20 protein-coding genes are annotated in these 21,033 nt (G+C 35.1%); 7 read left to right on the forward strand and 13 right to left on the reverse strand.

Annotated features, from left to right (window positions below; translation table 11 throughout):
* Positions 1–53 precede the first annotated feature (53 nt).
* The 3 genes from N3F66_00115 to guaB all read left to right on the forward strand — a co-directional run bounded on the left by N3F66_00115 (position 54) and on the right by guaB (position 3,913).
* Positions 54–929, forward strand: a complete 876-nt coding sequence (locus N3F66_00115; GenBank protein MCX8122550.1) for an MlaD family protein — start codon at positions 54–56, stop codon at positions 927–929.
* 2 nt (positions 930–931) lie between these two features.
* A complete protein-coding gene (gene radA, locus N3F66_00120; protein MCX8122551.1) occupies positions 932–2,281 on the forward strand; it encodes a DNA repair protein RadA in 1,350 nt (449 codons plus the stop codon).
* 135 nt (positions 2,282–2,416) lie between these two features.
* Positions 2,417–3,913 (forward strand): IMP dehydrogenase, encoded by a 1,497-nt coding sequence (gene guaB / locus N3F66_00125; protein MCX8122552.1) that lies wholly within the window; start codon positions 2,417–2,419, stop codon positions 3,911–3,913.
* Here guaB and N3F66_00130 read toward each other — a convergent pair.
* The gene (locus N3F66_00130; protein ID MCX8122553.1) at positions 3,908–4,573 is read right to left on the reverse strand and encodes an HAD family hydrolase; all 666 of its coding nucleotides are present in this window, start codon (positions 4,571–4,573) and stop codon (positions 3,908–3,910) included. The two genes, guaB and N3F66_00130, sit on opposite strands and share 6 nt — an antisense overlap.
* Before the next feature lie 8 nt (positions 4,574–4,581).
* Positions 4,582–5,355: an SDR family oxidoreductase gene (locus tag N3F66_00135; protein ID MCX8122554.1), complete on the reverse strand. Its 774-nt coding sequence runs from the start codon at positions 5,353–5,355 to the stop codon at positions 4,582–4,584.
* Between the two features lie 316 nt (positions 5,356–5,671).
* Here N3F66_00135 and N3F66_00140 point away from each other — a divergent pair, with 316 nt between their 5' ends.
* Positions 5,672–6,277, forward strand: coding sequence for an SGNH/GDSL hydrolase family protein (locus N3F66_00140; GenBank protein MCX8122555.1), 606 nt, complete (start codon positions 5,672–5,674; stop codon positions 6,275–6,277).
* Here N3F66_00140 and N3F66_00145 read toward each other — a convergent pair.
* A complete protein-coding gene (locus N3F66_00145) occupies positions 6,270–7,544 on the reverse strand; it encodes a dihydroorotase (GenBank protein MCX8122556.1) in 1,275 nt (424 codons plus the stop codon). The two genes, N3F66_00140 and N3F66_00145, sit on opposite strands and share 8 nt — an antisense overlap.
* Complete coding sequence (locus N3F66_00150; GenBank protein ID MCX8122557.1) at positions 7,544–8,518, reverse strand: aspartate carbamoyltransferase catalytic subunit; 975 nt, start codon at positions 8,516–8,518, stop codon at positions 7,544–7,546. The genes N3F66_00145 and N3F66_00150 overlap by 1 nt, the downstream gene beginning before the upstream one ends.
* Positions 8,519–8,636: 118 nt before the next feature.
* Between N3F66_00150 and N3F66_00155 the strand changes: the two genes are divergently transcribed.
* Positions 8,637–9,290 (forward strand): HAD-IB family hydrolase, encoded by a 654-nt coding sequence (locus N3F66_00155; protein ID MCX8122558.1) that lies wholly within the window; start codon positions 8,637–8,639, stop codon positions 9,288–9,290.
* A 1-nt stretch (position 9,291) separates the two neighbouring features.
* On the opposite strand, the gene N3F66_00160 is transcribed toward N3F66_00155, so the two are convergent.
* From N3F66_00160 to surE, 5 genes are all read right to left on the reverse strand, one after another.
* Positions 9,292–10,938 carry an NAD+ synthase gene (locus N3F66_00160; GenBank protein ID MCX8122559.1) on the reverse strand — a complete coding sequence of 549 codons (1,647 nt, stop codon included), beginning with the start codon at positions 10,936–10,938 and terminating at the stop codon, positions 9,292–9,294.
* Between the two features lie 35 nt (positions 10,939–10,973).
* Complete coding sequence (locus N3F66_00165; GenBank protein MCX8122560.1) at positions 10,974–12,242, reverse strand: HEAT repeat domain-containing protein; 1,269 nt, start codon at positions 12,240–12,242, stop codon at positions 10,974–10,976.
* Positions 12,243–12,362: 120 nt separating this feature from the next.
* Positions 12,363–12,971: a TetR/AcrR family transcriptional regulator gene (locus N3F66_00170; protein MCX8122561.1), complete on the reverse strand. Its 609-nt coding sequence runs from the start codon at positions 12,969–12,971 to the stop codon at positions 12,363–12,365.
* Between the two features lie 415 nt (positions 12,972–13,386).
* On the reverse strand, positions 13,387–14,079 hold the full coding sequence (locus tag N3F66_00175; protein MCX8122562.1) for a tetratricopeptide repeat protein: 693 nt from the start codon (positions 14,077–14,079) through the stop codon (positions 13,387–13,389).
* Complete coding sequence (gene surE / locus N3F66_00180; protein ID MCX8122563.1) at positions 14,067–14,828, reverse strand: 5'/3'-nucleotidase SurE; 762 nt, start codon at positions 14,826–14,828, stop codon at positions 14,067–14,069. Before surE ends, N3F66_00175 begins: the two co-directional genes overlap by 13 nt.
* Positions 14,829–14,920: 92 nt before the next feature.
* On the opposite strand from surE, the gene N3F66_00185 reads away from it, so the two are divergent.
* Positions 14,921–15,118: a zinc ribbon domain-containing protein gene (locus N3F66_00185; protein ID MCX8122564.1), complete on the forward strand. Its 198-nt coding sequence runs from the start codon at positions 14,921–14,923 to the stop codon at positions 15,116–15,118.
* Between the two features lie 18 nt (positions 15,119–15,136).
* Here N3F66_00185 and N3F66_00190 read toward each other — a convergent pair whose 3' ends face one another.
* Positions 15,137–16,255, reverse strand: a complete 1,119-nt coding sequence (locus tag N3F66_00190) for a CDP-alcohol phosphatidyltransferase family protein (GenBank protein MCX8122565.1) — start codon at positions 16,253–16,255, stop codon at positions 15,137–15,139.
* A gap of 197 nt (positions 16,256–16,452) precedes the next feature.
* Here N3F66_00190 and N3F66_00195 point away from each other — a divergent pair, with 197 nt between their 5' ends.
* Positions 16,453–17,112, forward strand: a complete 660-nt coding sequence (locus tag N3F66_00195) for a hypothetical protein (protein MCX8122566.1) — start codon at positions 16,453–16,455, stop codon at positions 17,110–17,112.
* Between the two features lie 15 nt (positions 17,113–17,127).
* Here the strand turns inward: N3F66_00195 and N3F66_00200 are convergent, their stop codons facing one another.
* From N3F66_00200 to N3F66_00210, 3 genes are all read right to left on the reverse strand, one after another.
* Entirely contained in the window at positions 17,128–17,907 is a 780-nt protein-coding gene (locus N3F66_00200) for a HEAT repeat domain-containing protein (GenBank protein ID MCX8122567.1), read from the reverse strand.
* A complete protein-coding gene (locus N3F66_00205) occupies positions 17,876–18,565 on the reverse strand; it encodes a FecR family protein (GenBank protein ID MCX8122568.1) in 690 nt (229 codons plus the stop codon). Before N3F66_00205 ends, N3F66_00200 begins: the two co-directional genes overlap by 32 nt.
* A 155-nt stretch (positions 18,566–18,720) precedes the next feature.
* Positions 18,721–21,033, reverse strand: a complete 2,313-nt coding sequence (locus N3F66_00210) for a lytic transglycosylase domain-containing protein (protein ID MCX8122569.1) — start codon at positions 21,031–21,033, stop codon at positions 18,721–18,723.

Here is a 21,033-nt window from a genome sequence, read left to right on the forward strand (position 1 = left end):
TACATCATATACAATATAGGAATTAAAAAACCTTACAGTTAAGGAGGTTTGCTATGCGCCTGAGTAATGAAGCAAAGGTAGGTCTTTTGGTTATGATTAGTTTCACTCTTTTTGTCGTACTGGTGGGGCTACTTACCAAGTTTAATATTTCACAAAAAGGATATCGATTACATGTGTACTTTGGATTTTTAAACGATTTACGTGTGGGTGCCCCTGTTAAAATAGGGGGTGGCATCAAAATTGGATATGTTGATGAAATAAGGCAAACAGGTGAAAAAACTGATGTAATATTATGGATAGATAAGGGCTATAGGCTGTCAAAAGCAGCAACATTTTCAATTTTTACTTCCGGGATAATAGGGGAAAAATACATCAATGTTGTTATTCCTCCATTGAGTGAAGATGTAGGCTTTCTCAATGACGGAGATATTAAATATGGGATTGATCCTGCAAGCTTTGACCAGATGATGCAAACATTTCAGAGCTTTATGCAGGATAAAAGTGGTGCCCAGATACTTGCCGAAATTTTCCAAAACTCCAATAAATTTGTTGCAAACCTCAACAAAATGGTTGATGAAAACCGTTACGATGTTCGGCAGTCGGTTGGTACAGCTCGTGCAGCTATTGCGACATTTTCACAACAATTACAGCAATTCATGCAGCAGATGAATGTTATTTCTAAAAATATGGCATATATCTCAGAAAAAAACCGTGAAGATATTACGATAACCTTACAAAACCTTTCTGAGTTAACATCAAGCTTGAATAAAATTGCCTACAGGCTTGAAAAAGGAAGAGGAACTATGGGAAAACTACTGTATGACGAGGAAATTTACACTAATATCCGGGATGCTTCCATCTCAGCAAAAGAGCTTTTTTCGCGGCTGGAAAAAGATCCATCCCTATTACTTTTTAAGCAGAAGAAATAATAATGTCAAAGAAGAACAAAACAATATATGCCTGCAATGAATGCGGCGCTACATTCCAAAAATGGCTTGGACGATGTCCTGAGTGCAATGCTTGGAACTCTATCATTGAAGAGATTCAAGAGACTCCTCGTTCCATACATGATGGTTCTTTTGAACTTTCAATTCATCCTTTATCACAGGTTTTATCAGAATCCTTTACACGCATCTCATCTGGAATTGGAGAATTTGACCTTGTATGCGGCGGGGGAATGGTTCCTGGTTCTATAATACTTCTTGGCGGCGAACCAGGCATTGGCAAATCCACACTTGCATTGCAAGTAGCACAACATTGCCCCACTCTTTACTGTTCAGGCGAAGAAACACTTCAGCAAATTCATCTACGGTCACGTCGGTGTAACATTAAACCGGATTCAATACACCTTTCTTCAGTAACTGATATTGATCATATTGAATCACTAATTAAAATGTCCTCTCCTAAGCTTGTCATCATAGACTCCATACAGACACTATACTCACGTGATATCGCTTCCCCCGTAGGCTCCATAAGTCAGATACGCTACACTGCTTCCCGGCTTGCTGATATTGCAAAGCATACACAAACCTGCGTAATGCTCATTGGGCATATCACTAAGGATGGTTCAATTGCCGGTCCAAAAATATTGGAACATATTGTTGACACAGTGCTGTACTTTGAAGGGGATTTTACGCGTGACTATCGCATACTGCGCTCTTTTAAAAACCGCTTTGGCTCAATTAATGAGATAGCTCTGTTTACTATGACCGCTACTGGACTTGCTGAAGTAAAAGATAAAAACAAACTTTTTGTACAGTCTCAGGATGCACGCACCCCTGGCAGTGTCATCAGTGCCACTTTGGAGGGTACGCGAACCATACTATTTGAAGCACAATCTCTTGTTACTGCAACAAGTTTTACCAATCCCCGCAGAATGGCTGACGGCTTTGATGTCAACAGGCTCAATCTGTTGGTCGCGGTAATTGAAAAGCATGCCAAAATATCACTTAGCTCTTTTGATATATTTATCAATGTTGCAGGTGGATTTGCGATAGATGACACTTCATGTGATCTTGCTGTTGCTTCAGCCATAATATCTAGTTTAAAAAATATAGCTATCCCACATTCAACGGGGATTATTGGCGAGTTATCCCTTTCAGGGCAGATCCGCTCTGCAAGCCATACATTACGCCGGTTAACCGAATTCAATAATTCTGGTATCACTACAATTATTTTACCAAAAAGCAATATCCCTGAAGTATCAAATGCTGGCTTTGGTGGAATTTTAATCCCAATAAGAAATATTGCAGAACTTCCAGAAATTTTGCAGAAACTTTAATGTAACATTATTCAGTATATTCTTACTTTTACAGTGTAAGCAAATAATTGAAATATTATTTACTTCATGCTATAACATATTTATCACCACAACATTCTGTTTTGAAACACTTCACTGTTTATATAGAGGTACATTATGAAACCTAAAGATGGATACTCTGCCCAAGAACTCTTACAATCCACTCAAGGGCTTTCCTACAATGATTTTATTATCCTCCCTGGATACATTGATTTTAATCCTGATGAAGTTGACCTAGAAACGCGATTAACCCGCAACATTAAACTTAAGCGTCCCCTAGTTTCAAGCCCAATGGACACCGTAACTGAATCAAAAATGGCCATTAGCCTGGCATTGTTAGGTGGCATCGGTATAATTCATTATAACAACACCATTGAGGAACAAGTTAACCACGTAAAAAGAGTCAAGCGATTTGAGAATGGCTTCATTACTGATCCTGTTGTACTATCACCCGAGCATACTATAGCCCATATTGATGAGATTAAGGAAAAATATGGCTTTTCGGGAATACCTATCACTATCGACGGTAAACTTGGTTCTAAACTTGTAGGCATCGTTACCAACAGGGATATCGATTTTGAAACTGAAAGGAGCAAAAAACTAAAAGAGGTCATGACTACTGATTTGGTCACTGCGAAGGTTGGCATAACATTAACTCAGGCTAATGAATTGCTTAAAAAATCAAAGAAAGGAAAATTGCCCATAGTTGATGAAGAGGGAAGATTGGTTGCACTGATGAGTCGCAATGACCTTGTCACTAATAGAGAATATCCATTTGCTTCAAAAGATGCAAACAAGCAACTCATGGTTGGAGCAGCTATTTCCACTAAAGACGAATCAAAAGAGCGGTTACAGGAACTTGTCAAAGCCGGTGTCAATGTTGTAGTAATTGATGCAGCACAGGGAAATTCCATATATCAGATAGAGATGATCAAGTATATCAAAAAGATGTATCCTGAACTTGATGTGATCGCTGGCAATGTTGTTACTGTTGACCAATGTGAAAACCTTATCAAAGCAGGTGCCGATGCACTGCGCATTGGCATGGGTCCAGGCTCAATCTGTACCACACAGGTGACTATGGCAGTTGGCCGTGCTCAGGCAACAGCAGTTTACCGGTGCAGTACATTTGCCAGGAAATATGATATCCCCACAATAGCCGACGGAGGCATTGCCACAATAGGGCATATTGCAAAAGCACTGGCACTTGGGGCATCAACTGCAATGATGGGCTCAATGTTTGCCGGCACCGAAGAAGCACCTGGCGAATATTTCTATGAAAATGGCGTGCGTTTAAAGCGATACCGTGGCATGGCATCGCTTGAAGCTATGGAAAAGGGAGGATCAAAGCGCTACTTTGCTGAAGACTCCAAGATTCTTGTGGCCCAGGGAGTATCAGGTGCTGTGGTAGACAAAGGCTCAATGTTTGATTATGTACCTTATCTTGTACAGGGACTTAAGCATGCATTTCAGGATATGGGAGTACGTACTATACGAGAGCTACATGAAAAACTTTATAAAGAAGAACTTCGATTTGAGTTGCGTTCGTTGTCAGCTCAGATTGAAGGTGGCGTACACACAATATATTCATACAAGGAACCAAAATATTTATAAACTATGTAGTGATTTGATTATATCTATAATATCCATGGGACTATGAGCTATCGCCCCTGGATTATACTTTTGTAACAATTCAACGGGCCTGTAGCCCCAGCTCACAGCAATACTATACATTCCACATCTTTGAGCCATTGTAATATCAGTTACAGAGTCACCTATCATAGCAATATGTGTGGGTTCAATAGCCATAGTATGGGCTATTAGTACTGCACCATGAGGATCTGGTTTTCTTGGTATAGAATCCTGCAACCCCAGTATGACATCAAATGCAATATCAGGGAAATAATAATGAACCATTGAAACTGTAAATTCGTGCGCTTTGTTTGAAAATACAGAAATTTTTATTTTTTGATGCGATAGCAGTTGTAAAAGTTCATGAATACCCTGATATGGTTGTGTTGTTCTATTCCAGTTTTTTGCATACTCCGCTTTTAATTCGGCAACTAGCTTTACAACATCACTATGTTCAATGGAATCTCCAATAGCACGTGTTATAAGCATCTCCATACCATCACCAATAAAATGGGTGTATGAGCTCACTGGATGCTCATCATACCCATGACGCGCAAGCACAACGTTAACACTGTATGCAAGATCAGCAATAGTATCTAACAATGTGCCATCAAGATCAAATATTACCCCGTCAATTCCCATGTTGTATACTATTTTTTACCAGAATATGCACACCACTTCCTAAATTTATACTGCTCTATCTTTGCATAACACCAGAGTGCAAAAGGCATAAACCTGTTTACAACCATCATCACTCTGAAGATCTTTGAAGGGAATACATATCGTTTATTTTTCTGTATTCCTTTGATAACCTCTTTTGCTACTTTTTCAGGTGTTTGTGTTGGAAAAGGCACCGGCGTACCTTCACCTGCAGTTGTAAAAAATTCTGTTTTGGTTGCAATAGGATACACCACCATAAGATGTAAGTTTTTGTCTTTTTCAAAATTAAATGAATATGCAAAACCATCAAGTGCAGCCTTTGTTGCAGAATACAATGCATATCCTGGTAACGGCAGTTTTGCCATTGCAGAAGCAGTAAACACCACACAGCTCTCTCGCTTTTTATTTATTTCCATCATTTTTTCTAAAAAATAGATTGGGGCAATATAGTTAACTGCTACTATTTTACGAAGTCGTTCGTAATTGGCTTTTGTTAATTTTTCATAATAGGCAAAACCTGCGTTTGCAATACATATATCAATTTTCCCCATAATCTTTAACGCTTTTGCAAAAAGCATATCAATATCTTTCTTTTTACTCACATCACACCTTATTGCTTTAATTGTTTTTGTTTGTTCGATAGCTCCTGGATTGAGGTCACCAATTACTATTGTAGTATTGTATTTTTTTAACTCATCTAGTAACGCTTTCCCTATCCCTGAAGAAGCTCCGGTCAAAAGTACACATTTATTAGTTAAATCCATCACTCACCTCATTTCGATATAATTAATTTATCCATACCAACAATTCTTTTGTTTACAATATAAAAAAAAAAATTAAAAAATTAACTCTACCCAAATACTTTTATGATGCTTGACAATTTTACATCCTCTATTAGAATATTTTTTTAGGATTTAAATTTTCAAGTAAGTTTTTTATATCGATAATAAAAGAACTGAAATGTGGACGTTGCCAGTATCAGTTTCTACTTTACTTTTACATACTAATTTACCTGTACAACTATTCTTGAATTTTAGTTGATAGAACATAATTACCATTTTACTAGTATAAACTGCTACCATGATCAAACCAGTTAATACGATTGAAAAGCTATTACAAGGAAAATCTGTAACAATTGTAGCACTTGGTGATTCATTAACCTATGGATGGATGGTTGATAAGGGTTATATAGATTATTTTTACGATTTTTTACTATCTCACTATCCTTCTGCAACAATTAAACTTATCAATAAAGGGATACCTGGCGACACTGCAGATGGTGGGTTACACCGTGTTTCCCATGATGTTATTCACTATGACCCCGATTGTGTGCTTATCCAATTTGCTTTAAATGATTATGCATGTGGTTATTCCCCACATGTATTTGGAAATTACATTCGTGCAATTATAAATGCAATAAAAGAAAAATTACCTTCTGACATTGTTTTGGTAACTTCTGTATGGTTTGGCGATTTTCCTGAAGCAAGGAATGCATATAAACTATATGACACAATGATTTCCATAGCAAATGAGTATAAACTTCCAATAGCAAAAACACATGAATACTGGAAAAATGCTGTTAAAGGGGGAACTCCTTTACAGGAACTTGTACAATTTGACGGCGTACACCCAACTGAAGAAGGTTACTTTTTAATGTCACGGGCATTACAGGATTTGTTCAGTTAAATGGATAGACAATTTTACCATTGCAAATTGTATACTCAACCTGACCAAAAAGCTCTCTTCCCATAAATGGGGTATTTTTACATCGCGAAATAATAAAACGCTCATCAACTATAATTTTTTTATCAGGGTTTATAATTGTTATATCAGCAACCACACCTTCTTTAATAGAGCCTCTGTCTATTCCCAATATCTTACAGGGATTAACTGTCACTTTTTCAAAAGCCTGTAAATAACTGAACCCATTCTCTTTAACAAGCACAGTAATGATTAACGGCACTGCTGTTTCAAGGCCTATAATGCCAAAGGGAGCAAATGCTATCTCCTGCATTTTATCATTTGGGAGATGGGGTGCGTGGTCAGTGGCAATTACATCAATTGTTCCATTCCTCAAACCTTCAATAATTGCTTTTCTATCATCTTCTGTCCGCAATGGTGGGTTCATTTTTGCCATAGAAAGATGCTCTGCTATTGCATCATCAGTAAGCGAGAAATAATGGGGAGCTGTCTCACATGTTACTTGAATGCCATTTCGTTTGGCCATTGCAATAATGTCCAGTGAACCTTTAGATGATACATGGGCTACATGCAGCCTACCTTTTGTGAGGCGTGCAAGCAACACATCACGGGCAATCATAATTTCTTCAGCCTCTCGCGGTATACCTTTTAACCCCAAAAAGATAGAATTGTTTCCCTCATTCATGATCCCACCGCTTGATAATGTGATATCCTCAGCGTGGGTTATTATAGGAACATTAAACATGCGCGAATATTCCAGAGCACGCCTCATGGTGGTTGAGTTCATAACCGGCTTTCCATCATCGCTGAAGGCGATAGCTCCACCTTCTACTAGCTCGCCCATTTCAGTAAGTTCCTCGCCCATTGAACCTTTTGTTATTGCAGCAATTGGGAATACATTGATTGGCCCTGATTCAGCCTGCTTTTTTATGTAGCGAACCAATGCCTGATTGTCAATAACAGGATTAGTATTTGGCATAGTACATACACTGGTGTAGCCAGCCTTTGCTGCTACCAGCGACCCACCAATAATAGTTTCAACATCTTCTCGGCCTGGCTCTCTAAAATGGACATGCATATCGACAAGCCCTGGCACAACAATACAATTGTTTGCATTAATAATCTGTATTGTATTTTTTTTTATATTCTTATCAACTCTAACTATTGTGCCATCTGCAATTAGAACATCAAACTCTTCATCTGTACCAGAAGCTGGATCAATTAATCTTCCATGTTTAATTAATAATTCCATTACTCAACCTCTTTCTCATCAAGAGGAGTTCCTCCTGCCAAAAGATAGAAAATTGCCATACGTACCGCTACACCGTTGGTAACCTGTTCATTGATAATAGAGTGAGCGCTATCGGCAACTTCATCATCTATCTCAATCCCTCTATTAATTGGTCCTGGATGCATTACTATAACATCCTTTTTGCAACGTTTAAGCCTTTCATTAGTTAATGCAAACCGCTTATGATATTCCCTTATTGAAGGAAAAAATGATCCCTGCTGACGTTCACGTTGAATACGTAGCATATTAATAACATCAAGCTTTGGCAGTATTTCATCAAATTCATAATAAATATCTACACCATACATTTTAAACTCATCAGGAACAAGTGTAGGAGGGCCAATTAAATACACTTTAGCACCTAACCGTTTAAATATTTCAATATCTGAACGAGCCACACGTGAATGAAGGATATCACCAACTATGCCTATTTGTAGTCCCTTTATATCACCAAGTTTTTCCATCAGTGAATATGCATCAAGTAATGCTTGCGTAGGGTGGGCATGGTTCCCATCTCCAGCATTAATGACAGAAGATTTAATATTACGCGATAAAAAATGCGGCGCTAAAGACGCCGCATGTCGCATTACTATAAAATCAGCCTTATACGCTTCAAGCGTATGCACAGTATCTATAAGAGATTCTCCTTTTACAACACTGGATGTCTGCACTGCAATATTAATTAAATCCGCTGAAAGACGTTTTGCGGCAAGCTCAAAGCTTATTCGTGTACGTGTGGAGGGTTCATAAAATAACAGACATACTGTTTTCCCTCTTAAAATTGGCACAGTTTTAATTGATCGAGTAAAAAGGGCTTTGAAATATTTTGCTGAATTACAAATTAATAAAATTTCTTCAGTAGTTAATGATTGAATATCCAGTAAATCTTTTCTCTGTAAACCACTCATAAATAGTATTACCTTTATTCTTTTCATACAATTTCATATGCTATAAATATTTTCAATAATTTTTTTAATATATTTTTGATTGCACTATTATTATTTAAAGTACACAATTGTTAATTCAACCACACCATCCCATAATGGAGCTTATATGAGTACATACGTAGCCTTTTTTGACCTTGACCACACTATTATAGCATCAAGTTCAGGAACACTAATTGTAAAAGACCTTTATAAAAGGAATTTCATATCATTATTCTCTTTAATCAATGGTACATTTCTATCTTTGTTCTATAAATTAGGCATTATCTCTACACAGTCATTAATACACAAATGGGTTCATAGGCTTAAAGGAATAGAATCATCCGCATTGGAACGATATTCCGAAATTTTTTTTGAAGAAACTATTAAGCATTACATCTATCCTCAAGCGCTTGAATCAATGTACATGCACAAAGTTAATGGAGCATCAATTGTATTGCTATCAGCTTCGCTTGATTTTATATGTAAACCTTTGAAGAAATACTTACACTTTGATGATGTTCTGTGCACTGAGCTTGAAGTGAATAACGGGTACTATACAGGTTTGTTGAAGGGTAATTACTGTTATGGAAAAGAAAAACTTAATAGAGCATTAGCGTACTGCACCTCTCATTCTTTTGATATCAAATCTGCCTATTATTATGCTGACTCAGTTGCTGATATTCCAATGCTAGAAGCTGTGGGATTCCCTCAATGCGTTAATCCACAACCAGCATTGTTACGTCTAGCACGTTCAAAAGGCTGGACAGTACATAATTGGTAGTTTAATGCTTAAACCGCTGTACAACGGGAATCCTCCTACCAACACCAAAAGCTTTGGTGGTTACCTTTAGTCCAATTGGTGCTTGTTTTCGTTTATATTCATTTTTGTCGATAGTTCGTAAAACAAAATGTACTATTTCAGGATCAAACCCATCAGCAATTATCTGTTGGGCACTCATTTTCAATTCAACATACCGTTCAATTATCTGATCCAGAATCTCATATGGTGGCAGTGAATCCTGGTCTTTCTGATTTTCACGCAATTCTGCCGAAGGAGCTTTTTCAAGAATTGACCTTGGAATTATTTCTTTATCTCTGTTTATATAATATGATAATGCATATACCAGAGTTTTTGGTACATCAGATAATACTGCTAGCCCTCCAGCCATATCACCATACAACGTGCAGTATCCCATTGACAGTTCTGATTTATTTCCCGTTGTGAGCAATAACATCCCAAACTTATTGCTAAATGACATTAATATATTTCCACGAATTCTTGCCTGTATATTTTCTTCTGTAATGTCAAACGGCAAATTCCCAAAATAAGGGCTTAATTCCTTAATATATGCATCAAAAAGATATTTAATTGGTATGGAATGTATTTGTATTCCCAGATTATGTGCAAGTTGAACCGAATCATCAACACTCCCCTTTGAAGAAAATTGAGATGGCATGGTGATGCCCAACACATTGTCTGCCCCTAATGCAAAAACAGCCAAACATGCTGTGAGGGCCGAATCAATTCCACCACTTAAACCCAGTACAACCTTTTTAAAACCGGATTTAAACACATAATCGCGTATCCCTAATATAAGCGCTTTTTCAATATCCGCAATAAAATCTTCTTCACAGATAATATGTTGATAGTCTTTTTCAGTATCAAATATAATACAATCTTCTTCAAAATCTCTTGCTTTAAGAATAAAATCCCCTTTTCTATCAATAACAAAACTGTTGCCATCAAATATAAGGCTATCATTGCCCCCAACCTGGTTAACGTATATTACTGGCACTTTATATTTTTTTGCTACATTTTGTATTTTGCTCCATTTTATTGAATTTTTCCCTTTTACATACGGGGATGCAGAAATATTGACCAATATTTCAGCTCCTTTCTTAATACAATTTTCAATTGGATCGACAGCATAGCGCCTGAATTCCATAAAAACATCCTCACTCAGGCTCATATCATTCCATATATCTTCACAGATTGTTATGCCAAACTTTATCCCTTTAAATGTAACTATCTCTTGAGATGTCGCAGGAGAAAAATATCTGAGTTCATCAAATACATCATAGGTAGGCAACAACGTCTTATAATGTTTTGACTGCACTTTACCTTCATACATAAAAGCTGCTGCATTGTATAGCATCGGCGGATTATCATAATTGTAATCAACATACCCGCATATAATTCCGCAATCACTGCTCAAAGGAGCTATCGCTTCTAATGATTTTAGATTATCATCAATAAGTTTTCGGTGTTCCAGAAGATCCATTGGAGGATATCCAATCGTACTCATTTCAGGAAAAATCACTAAATCAGCACCTTTCCCCTTTGCAAGGGCAATATATTTGCAAATTTTATCGTAGTTCCCCTCAATATCGGCAATGATTGGATTAATTTGAGCTATCGCAATTTTCATAACGTATACCCTTATTACTAAGAAATAATTACCTTTTAATATTGTTTAATATTTTTTGTAATTATATACTCAATAGTCTTTTGTAAAATCATTTTTAACACCGCATCCTGCTCCTGGCAGTAAAACATGAACAGCTTTTGTAATGACCCTGCATCACAAATCTTTTTTAAAGCAAAAATTATTGCCGATTTAACGTACTGATCATTTTCTTTTGAATAATATTCCAGTAATGCAACCACAACATGTTTCCCTTTAAAATTTGAAAGAGCAGATGCCGCCTCAGCCCTCACTCGTATATCACTATCTTCCAGTGCGCCAATTAATAATGGTATTGTCCGTTCATCATGTATACTGCCTAATGCATACGCACAGTATATTCGTAAACTTGTATTTTCTTCATTCTGTATAATATGCTGTAATCCTCGTATATCACCTGCGTTCTTTGCCGATATCAAAGCCTTTATAATTTTTCGTTTTATATAGACCTCCCTTTCATACAACAACTGTCGTGATAAATATATAGTACTTTCTTTTGACAGAAATGTTGATAGCGCTTCCACTGCTGCATCACGAACTAAATCGGATTTATCTGTCAGGGCACGAACAAAAATATAATATGCTCCATTATCTCGCAATTGTGTTAACACATTTATGGCTTTGACGCGAACCTCTTCATTCTGATCACCAGAAGCAATTGTGCGCACAAATGGCAATGCTGCTCCTACTTCATTATGTACAACACACTCCAATGCAAAATACCTGACAGACTTATTTTCATCTTGCAGAAGCTTAACTATAATTTCGTAAAACCTGTTATCATATAGATGGTATAAAGCTTCTAAAGCGTATATTCTATAAATCACTTCATCACTTTTGGCAAGACGTATTATATAAGGGTACATTCTGTCATCGCCATTTTTTTTCAGTGCCAGTATTACTGATTCCCTCACTGCAAAAAAAGGTGAAGATAGAAACTCTATAATCACCGGCAAAACTTTTTTGTCACGCATATCAGAAAGTATTTCTATTGTCCTTTGTTGTACAGTAATGGAATTTACAGAATATAAAATCTCCTTAAAAAAATCTATATTGCTTTTCACTCTGCTTTTTTTCAATGCATTTAATGCGTATATTTTTTGTTCATTATCCTTACCTTTAATAATTAAATCTTTCAATTTTACAATACATTCATCAGATAGTTCATGATAAGAATCATCACTGGCTAGGGGTCTAAGACAATCATCTTCTGCAAGACATACTGAATACAAAAGGCACACTATAGCTATACAATATATTGTTCTCATGAGCATAACACCACTATATGTTTTCAAGTTATTATCTACTGTACACTGACACAATTCATTATCAATAAAAAACCCGGCCGCCCAGGGCCGGGATGTGAAGGCTATACTTTGTTAAAACTATTATTTCAATACACCACTGAAATAATGTGTTACCAGTGAATTAATAACTTCTTTGTCGGTAACATCTTTTTTCTCTTTATCAAACTGATAGACAAGAAACATTACTGATCCAATAAGCATTATTGCCGTAATTTCAGAATTAAGTGTCTTCTTATATAGTCCTTTTTTCTTAATTTCTTCAATATCCCGTGAAACAATATTTATTAAATGCTTTAAAAACTGATCAACACGTTCAACAACTTCTTCATCTATCCCAACAATATCCTTGAATATTAATTTAATCACTATTGGCTCACGTAAAATCACTTTAATACATTCTGTAATCCTATCAGTATTAAATTTAATTATATCCTTCTGAGAAGGATTGTCTTTTAATAGATCTCTTAAATCATCAGGATCAAGTATATCATCTATACTTTCTTCAATGGATTCAAGGATTGCATAAAGAATCTCGCGCTTATTCCCAAAATACTGATAGACTGTACCCCTAGCAATATTAAGCTCTTCACACACCTGACCAATATGGGTACTCTGGAAACCTTTTTCTATAAACATCTTTTTAGCAATATCGACAATCTGTTGACGTCGTTTTTGTCCTTTTGCTGGCATTTGTACACCTCTTAACAATAAAATCTATTTAATTTCCCCTTTTACGCGAAGTAATTCTTCTTTTATTGGTTGCAACGCTTCCTGAAGTTCCTTAATCATTCTTTCAGCTTTTTCTTGTAATTCTTTACTCATACCACACACATCCCTTTATAACGTGTAATCACACATACTCAGTATACATATCGTTAACATTTAAATTATTTTATATAAAAAAAGATTTTTTACTATATACGTTATATATTGCATACTTTTTTGCGTCAACAACTTTTTATAATTTTAATATTGTTATAATTCAACATTTTAATCTAATAAGAACATTTTATTCCATTAACCAAATAACCAAACATTACATTTACTTACTGCTTCACTGTAAACATAGTTTGGGCACCATATTTTTTTTATAGAAATCTACTATTTACGGAATATGCAAAAGTGCATTAATATGTTTTCGTATTTCAGAGTCATCAGGTTTAAGCGAAAGGGCCTTTTTCAGAAATTTTTTTGCCATATCATACTGTTTCTTTTTCAAATACACATATCCCAGAGTATCATTGTAAGCTGCATTCTGAGGGTCATACGATACAGCCTTTTTAGCCAGATTTAATGCTCTATTGAGATCCCCATCGGGGAGCATTGCCAAAATATATGCTATAGCGTTGCTTGCATTTATATTTTCTGGATTTTTTCCAAGTATATGCTCATACAGTTGTAAAGCCTGGCGATAGTCACCTGTTTTCTCAAGTGCAAATGCTCTCATCTGGATAAGTACTTCGTCGCTATCGTCATACTTTGATAAAATATCCAGGGCTTCTGAATACTGTCCCATACGCAATAATACAAAGATAAACAATTTACGAACCTGACTAATATCAATAAATGTCATAGGTAATTTCATGCAGCGATTGAGATAATCAATGGCTTTTGCATAATCCTGCAGATGAATATATGCAATTGCCAAATTGTACAAAACTACAGGATTGTCTGCATCTACTGATTCAATTGTATGCAACGCAATGGTAGCCTGCAAAAAATCTTTTTTATTATTAAGTAAATGCATAGCCTGACCAAGCAGGGTATCAATCTGTTTATGTATCTCTAATTCTTCCATATATGATTCTTAATCTCTTGCTTTTGTAACCGCTCTATAAATTTATAATCAGTGCAATCGATTGTTAATGGTGTAACAACCACATACCCATTTCTGAGTTCAGTGACATCACTACCTGCCTTTTCATCATTTTCAATTGTGCCATCCAATTCCATATTGAACACATTTTCATTATTATTTTTAATCCTGTACGAATCACGATAAAATCGTTTTCCCAAATGTGTATAGCGTATTCCTTTAATTGCATGTCTTGGCAAGTCGGGATAATTAATATTAAAAAAAAGTGGGGATTCTTTAGTATGAAGCGGAAAATCCTTTAACAATTCCAGTAAAAAATATGATGCATCATAAAAATAATCCGATTCTTCATAGCTATCAATTGAAATTGCTACACCACTGATACCAAAAATATACGCTGTTCGAGCACCAGCCACTGTCCCAGAAAAATAAATATCATCACCTAAATTGGGTCCATGATTAATACCTGAGATAACAATATCCACCGGAGGAATCAGCCCCCCATTTAGCCCTATATTCACACAATCAGCGGTAAAGCCGTCTACTGCATAGGAAAATTCATCTATCTGTTCAACCTTTATGGATTTTCGTATTTGTATGGCATTGGAACAGCCACTGCGCTCTTTATCAGGAGCTATCGCATATACCGAATACGTATCAGATAACACTTCTTTTAAAACCTGCAACCCTTTTGCATAAATGCCATCATCATTAGTTATCAGAATGTTCATAGTTAACTCTGTATAGATTAAACTTTTTTATTATTGCATGCATAGTTGTGTGCTATTAATTATGCATATATATCATAACAGGTATTGGGTCTATGCCTATATACGAATATAAATGCAATAAGTGCCATCATATTTACAGTGAGCTTAAAAAAATGGGAGATAGCAGCTGCCCTCCCTGCCCACAATGCTACTCTAACGATACTCGAAAGATCATATCCCTTGTCAACACTATTGGAGCACAATCATCATGCTCAGGATGTTCTGGTAAAAATTGCTCACACTGCAAATAAGACGTTACCCTGAAATTATTAGCGCAACGTATCAATTACTCTGAAATATTTTATATTAATAATGGTGAGGACAACAGCCCCACAACATACAGTAAATGCAATTATAGGTATCAAAAGATGTATTGCCCCAGTAAAACTTATACAAAAAAAGAATAACGCAAAAAACTCTTTTTTGGTAAAATATTTCATGCTGAGAGCAAATTTTACAACCACATCATCTTTTGGTAATTTCTGCAAAAACTCCTTATCATAAGCTACAAGCGAACCTGAATCACTATATTTACGCAGATACCACACAATCATACCAATAAACCAGAACAATCCTGCAAAAAGTAATGTAATAATTATACTTGCTGCCATTACAGAGGTATTCTGAAAATATAATACAGACACCGCAATTAAAAATAGCAAAAGCGTTCCATTATCACCAATCGTATCAAGCCACCCCCCAATTTTTGAAACTTTAAATGTAAATTTTGCAACCTCGCCATCAACACCATCAAATACAGATGCTAACTGAAACAATAAACCTCCACATACCATGTTCCAATATGTTCCCTGTACCACATAAAACGCGCTTAAAAAACCAACTATCATATTAATAATAGTTAGTATATTGGGATGTATTCGCGTTTTGGCAAGCTGTTTGCTAATAGGAATAGATATCCGTTTATTTATTTTTTTAGCAATATATCCACCTGTAGTATCTATTATATATTGTACAATCAGTGACTCAGCTTTTTTTACATCTTCATAAGAATTGATTAAAAATTGCCTGTCATTCACAACAGGTTCAAATACTCCCCTTTTTTTTGTAAAGTAATCATTAAAAGTATCAAAATAATGAGGCTGCATGAAAAGGTTTGATGGTATATACAGGACATCTTTTTCAGGGATATCCAAAGAAGAACAGTGTTTTACCGTAATCTTTCTTTTTTTTATATGTGGTAGTATTGCACGGTTATAAAAATCTTGTTCCCTATCATTTAATAATAAATAGATCTCTGTGATCCCAGCTTTTACAAGAGTATAGATAAGCCTTTCAAGAGTATATAATCCACAAATTCTTTTATTGGTATCATAATCTGTAAAACTATAAATATATGCTTTCTGTACCATACCCATATCCTTTGTCATAATCTACCATCAGCTTAATAGTGGCTTTAATTTTAAAGCTATTGTTTCTTAAAACACTTTTTTTACGTAATTTCGTCAACACGTTTTTATATGTTAGTGATATAACATTTTTACTTGACTTTAATACTTTACCTATTGTATACTTCCACTACTATATTAGTATATCATCTCAATGTTTCTATAAAGGAGATATTATTATGAAATATGTAAATTTCTTTTTGTCCATCATTTTTATAGCTTTGTGTGTAGTGCTCTACTCTACTCCTCAAGCACAGGAAAATCAGGAAAAGCAATTTAATCCTCTTTATGATGCTGAGGCAGTTATACAGCGATTGAGTTATGATAATTTTAAAAATATTAAATTGCTCAGAACCGCTATATATAATTTTGGAGGTGGTGAACAGGAATTTAACAGCCTTGTTGATACATATGCTGAGGCAAGTGCATTGTATTTCCGAAATGAGATGATAGCTTCTGCTAATCTTTTTACAAAAAATGAAAAGGATATAAAGGAAGTGGCAATGCGGTTGGCTAAACTTTATAAAGAACAAGCTGAAAAGCTGCATATTCAGGTAATAAAAATGGGTGTCCGCCACTCACTTAAAGCTTCAATAGAACAAACAAAGCCAAATCCCTCTGTAGACCCTCTTATCAGCAATGCAAGTTATGGGATTAAAATTGCTAACGATTATTTTGTCCGCTCAAAGCCAATAGATGCTATTTACTATTTCAGGAGAGCTAAGGAAAATTGTTTTAAGGTTTATCAAGTTTTGGGAGAACAGCTGCCAGAAGAGTACAAGAAAGATATTGTTGATAACCAGAATAAAATATATATTGCAAAAGAAAAGAAAAATTAGTTTTTCTTAGTGAATCTATAATTCTTTTTTATTTTTTAATGTCTGTAATGCTGCTATTCGCACTGTTGCGCTGCTGTGTGTAAGCAGTTCAACAATCTTATCCCTGTCCTTTTCTTTAATTGTATATGCTTGTAAAGCTTTCAGTATTGCAACGATGAGTGATGGTGTGTTATTTTCTGTAGAGAGCATCAGTATAAGTTTATTATACAATGCTGGATGTGTGATAGTGAGATGTGCCAACGCTGCCAATTTAACACTTATAGATGAATCATCCATAGCCTTGATGATACTATCAATATGAATATATTTTGTAGAATAATCATCAATACTGAGTAATCCAACAATAGATGCTTCCCTTACCAGCCAGTCTTCATTAGAAAAATTATATATAAAAACTGCAGCATCTCTGGGATCACGATACCTTGATAATGTTTTTAATGCCTCCCAGCGTATATTATCGTTGTTGCTGTATAATGCAAGATCTTTAACGTACGCATGTGCTCTTTTAATTGGCCTTTTTGATAATATATGCAATGCTTCAACTTTAACAGCAATATGTGAGTCTTCTAAAGCTTTGATAATAAGATTCTCTGCTCTATCGCCTTTAATTGTAGCCACTGCCTGTATTGCTTCCAGGCGTGTCTTCCAGTTGTCACTTTTGTACCCGTTTTCATAATATAACAGAAGAGCATCATATCCTGTCAAAGGTCTAAATGAGGAACATGATACTACTGTTATAAAAATAAACCATATATACAAACCATTAAAAATCTTTTTTCCGCAGGAGCTGGTCAAGTAATCCTTCCTCCTGTTTTACCTTGATAATAACATTTCGCTTCTCATCAATAATATAACTATCAAACCACTTGGGCAAAATATAATCTGGCACCACCACTGGTTCTTCAGGAGGCCTTTGATAAGGGACTCTTGTCTCTTCTCTATCCTTTAATATAAATGATTTTACTATGTTTGTATCTCTGTTTGCAACCTCAACCACCCCTTTAAATACAACAACCTTGGTTTCAAACTGAGTTGCAATAATTCCAAAATCAGTCCCTCTGACTCCAGCAATTGCAGTAGGTGTATATACGATCACGCTATTGCCTCTTATAGTCTTTTCTGCAATAACACGTAATTTCCCGGTAATCATTTGAATTTTAGTTGGTTGATCAGTTTCTTTTAATCTGATATCCTGAACATACAACACCGATATTTCTCTAATAAACAGTTTACATCCATCATTCAAAATTACTGATACAAAGGATTTCCGCCCTGTCCTAATTTTATCTGTATCTTCTATTACTGTTCCTTGATTTGGAATTATTCTTTTGCCCGAAACTGACGTGATATCAACATCTCCGGACAGATCTAGAATTTTGCCTACAGGTTTTGCCATTGCACTGACAGTATAAGCTATCATAATAACCATCATAATTCTGAGATATCGACCCATCACTTTCCTCCTAATAAAATAGATTTTAATTGTTAATCTTACTCTCTTCTTAATGATGTAATAAACTTCACAGGTTCTTTGTTAGAATATCAGGCAAATTTTGTAATTTTCTTTTCAATAAATTATACTTAATAATTAAAATATCATGCAAAAAATTATTGTCTTTTCAAATCATATACTAATTGATATTGATAATAAAACTTTTTAATTCTCTCAATATATCCCTTTGTTTCAGTGAATGGGACCATTAGCGTAAACATATCTTCATTATCATAGTTCCATTTTAATACATTACCGATACCTGCATTATACGCAGCTGAAACTAACGTAATATTATTGTTTAAATTTTTCAACAGCCATGAAATATAATAAGTGCCTAATTCAATTGATATACAGGGATTTTTTAAACTTTCCTTATTTACCTGTTCTATACCTGTTTTTCTAGCGATTTCTTTTGCAGTTGGTATCAAAAGCTGCATTAGTCCAATAGCTCCTGCTGAAGATTCCGCATAAGGATTGAAAAGCGATTCTGCCTTCATCACAGCTAAAATTAAAGGCTGTTGTACATTGTATTTTTTAGAAGCCTGCGATACACATTCCAAAAAGGGCTGCGGTAATAGGCTTTCTATTGCATCATCATGCATCAAGAAAATATTTTCTGTCATTTCTAAACGTTTCAAAAGCTGAATGAGCCCCTGAGCCGAAACTAAATAATTTTTATATTTCAACCCAAAAAGGTATTGTAGTAAAAAAACATCATTTGTGTCAGCATTACTGTACAGAAGCAGCTCCCTGTTTATTCCCTCCAAGTATCCAATGGAAAAGTAATGTTCTATTCGGGTAACTATCTCTTTAGGAATGCTCAACGCTACCTTTTCTTTGCGTGTGGGAATAACATCATAATGTATCTCACGTATATTTTGGAAAGCTTTTTTTATTATTCCTATACGCTGCAGACGTTTGTTATCATCTCTTTCCTTATATGTTAACATTGCATGAGTGAAGAGTGTGGATAGTAGGTTATTTGTTTGGACAGCCATTGAAAAATCAGATGAAAGCTTTTCTACAGTAAAGTGCGGTGATAATCGTTCAAGTAAAATCCAGGTGTATGAAGAATGAGGCAGATATGCAACTAATGCACTTGCTATTGCCTCCGCTTCTTGTGGATTATCATCCTTTTTTAGATTATATAACCAAAAACATACTTCATCAGCGTATTTTCCTTTTGTACCAAAGGCATTATAATATTTTTCAAGATAATACAATGCACTTTTTTTATTGGTAATGCTATTCTTAGAAAATAACCATAATAATTCCTGAGCAGCTACATCATTAGGATATTGAGCTACATATTCATCTAAATATAATGAACCTGTTTGCTTTCGTTGAGCATCGTACAATGCTTTATAATATAATATTTTCTTTTTATATACTGGATTATCAGTGTCTTCTAATTTTTTCAGCCATTGTAGTGCCTCACCTTTTTTATTACTATTCCATAATGTATCCACTATTATAGCAGTAATATCATATTTGTACTGGGTTGCCTGGTATTCATCATATATTATTTTTAAGGAATCCCACTTGTTTAACTGGCAAAATGTTTTGGCTCTTACTATATCAAGCATATATTTTTTTGTACTATCGCTCACTAATTTTAAAAGATCGTCTTCAATTTGAGCAAGATCATTATAATTCTTTGTGTTATACAATGCCTCAACACTTAACAGAATCTCATCATTCACTAACGCTATCTCAGGGTTTTTACTTACAATTTGCAATATTCGTTTTGCAGCAATGTGTGATTGCCAGCTTGTTGTGCTTACCTGTAAAAGGTTGTAGTAGCTATGCACTGCATCACTATATTTATCCTGCTTTTCATACAGTGATGCTAATTTTATATATAACCATGCCAGCGAATCAACATCAGTAAATTTTGAAATTACTTTATTCAAAACATTTTCAGCTTGGTGATATTGTTTTATCTGTATCAATGCTTCAGCTTTCAGTAGCTGTGCATCCCTGTACACGCCACTTGTTTCACTTTTCATCAAATCAATAAACTTTATTACATATTCATACTCCTGATAATACATGAACCCTTTTGCAATTTCAAAGACTGCATCATTATAAAGATATGATTTCATTGAAAATCTACTTACAAAACGATACACTGGCTGAGGGTAAATAGTTAATTTTTTTATTCTTCGCTCAGTGAAACAGCTGTTTGCAAAATGGTATATTGCTTTTTTATATTCATTACTGTTTTTATATGCTACACCCAGCATAAAATGTTCTGTGTACGATAGCTCATTTTTGTTCTCCAACGTCTGAATAATAGTATACGTATTACTGTAAAACCCTAATTCTGATAACCCTTGCGGCAATACAACATCAGAACAAGCTGTAGTTAAAAATATTGTTGCAGTGAGTAGTGCCACTATATATACATATTTTTTGAAAATCAT

Source organism: Spirochaetota bacterium (assembly GCA_026414805.1).
GTDB lineage: Bacteria > Spirochaetota > UBA4802 > UBA4802 > UB4802 > UBA4802.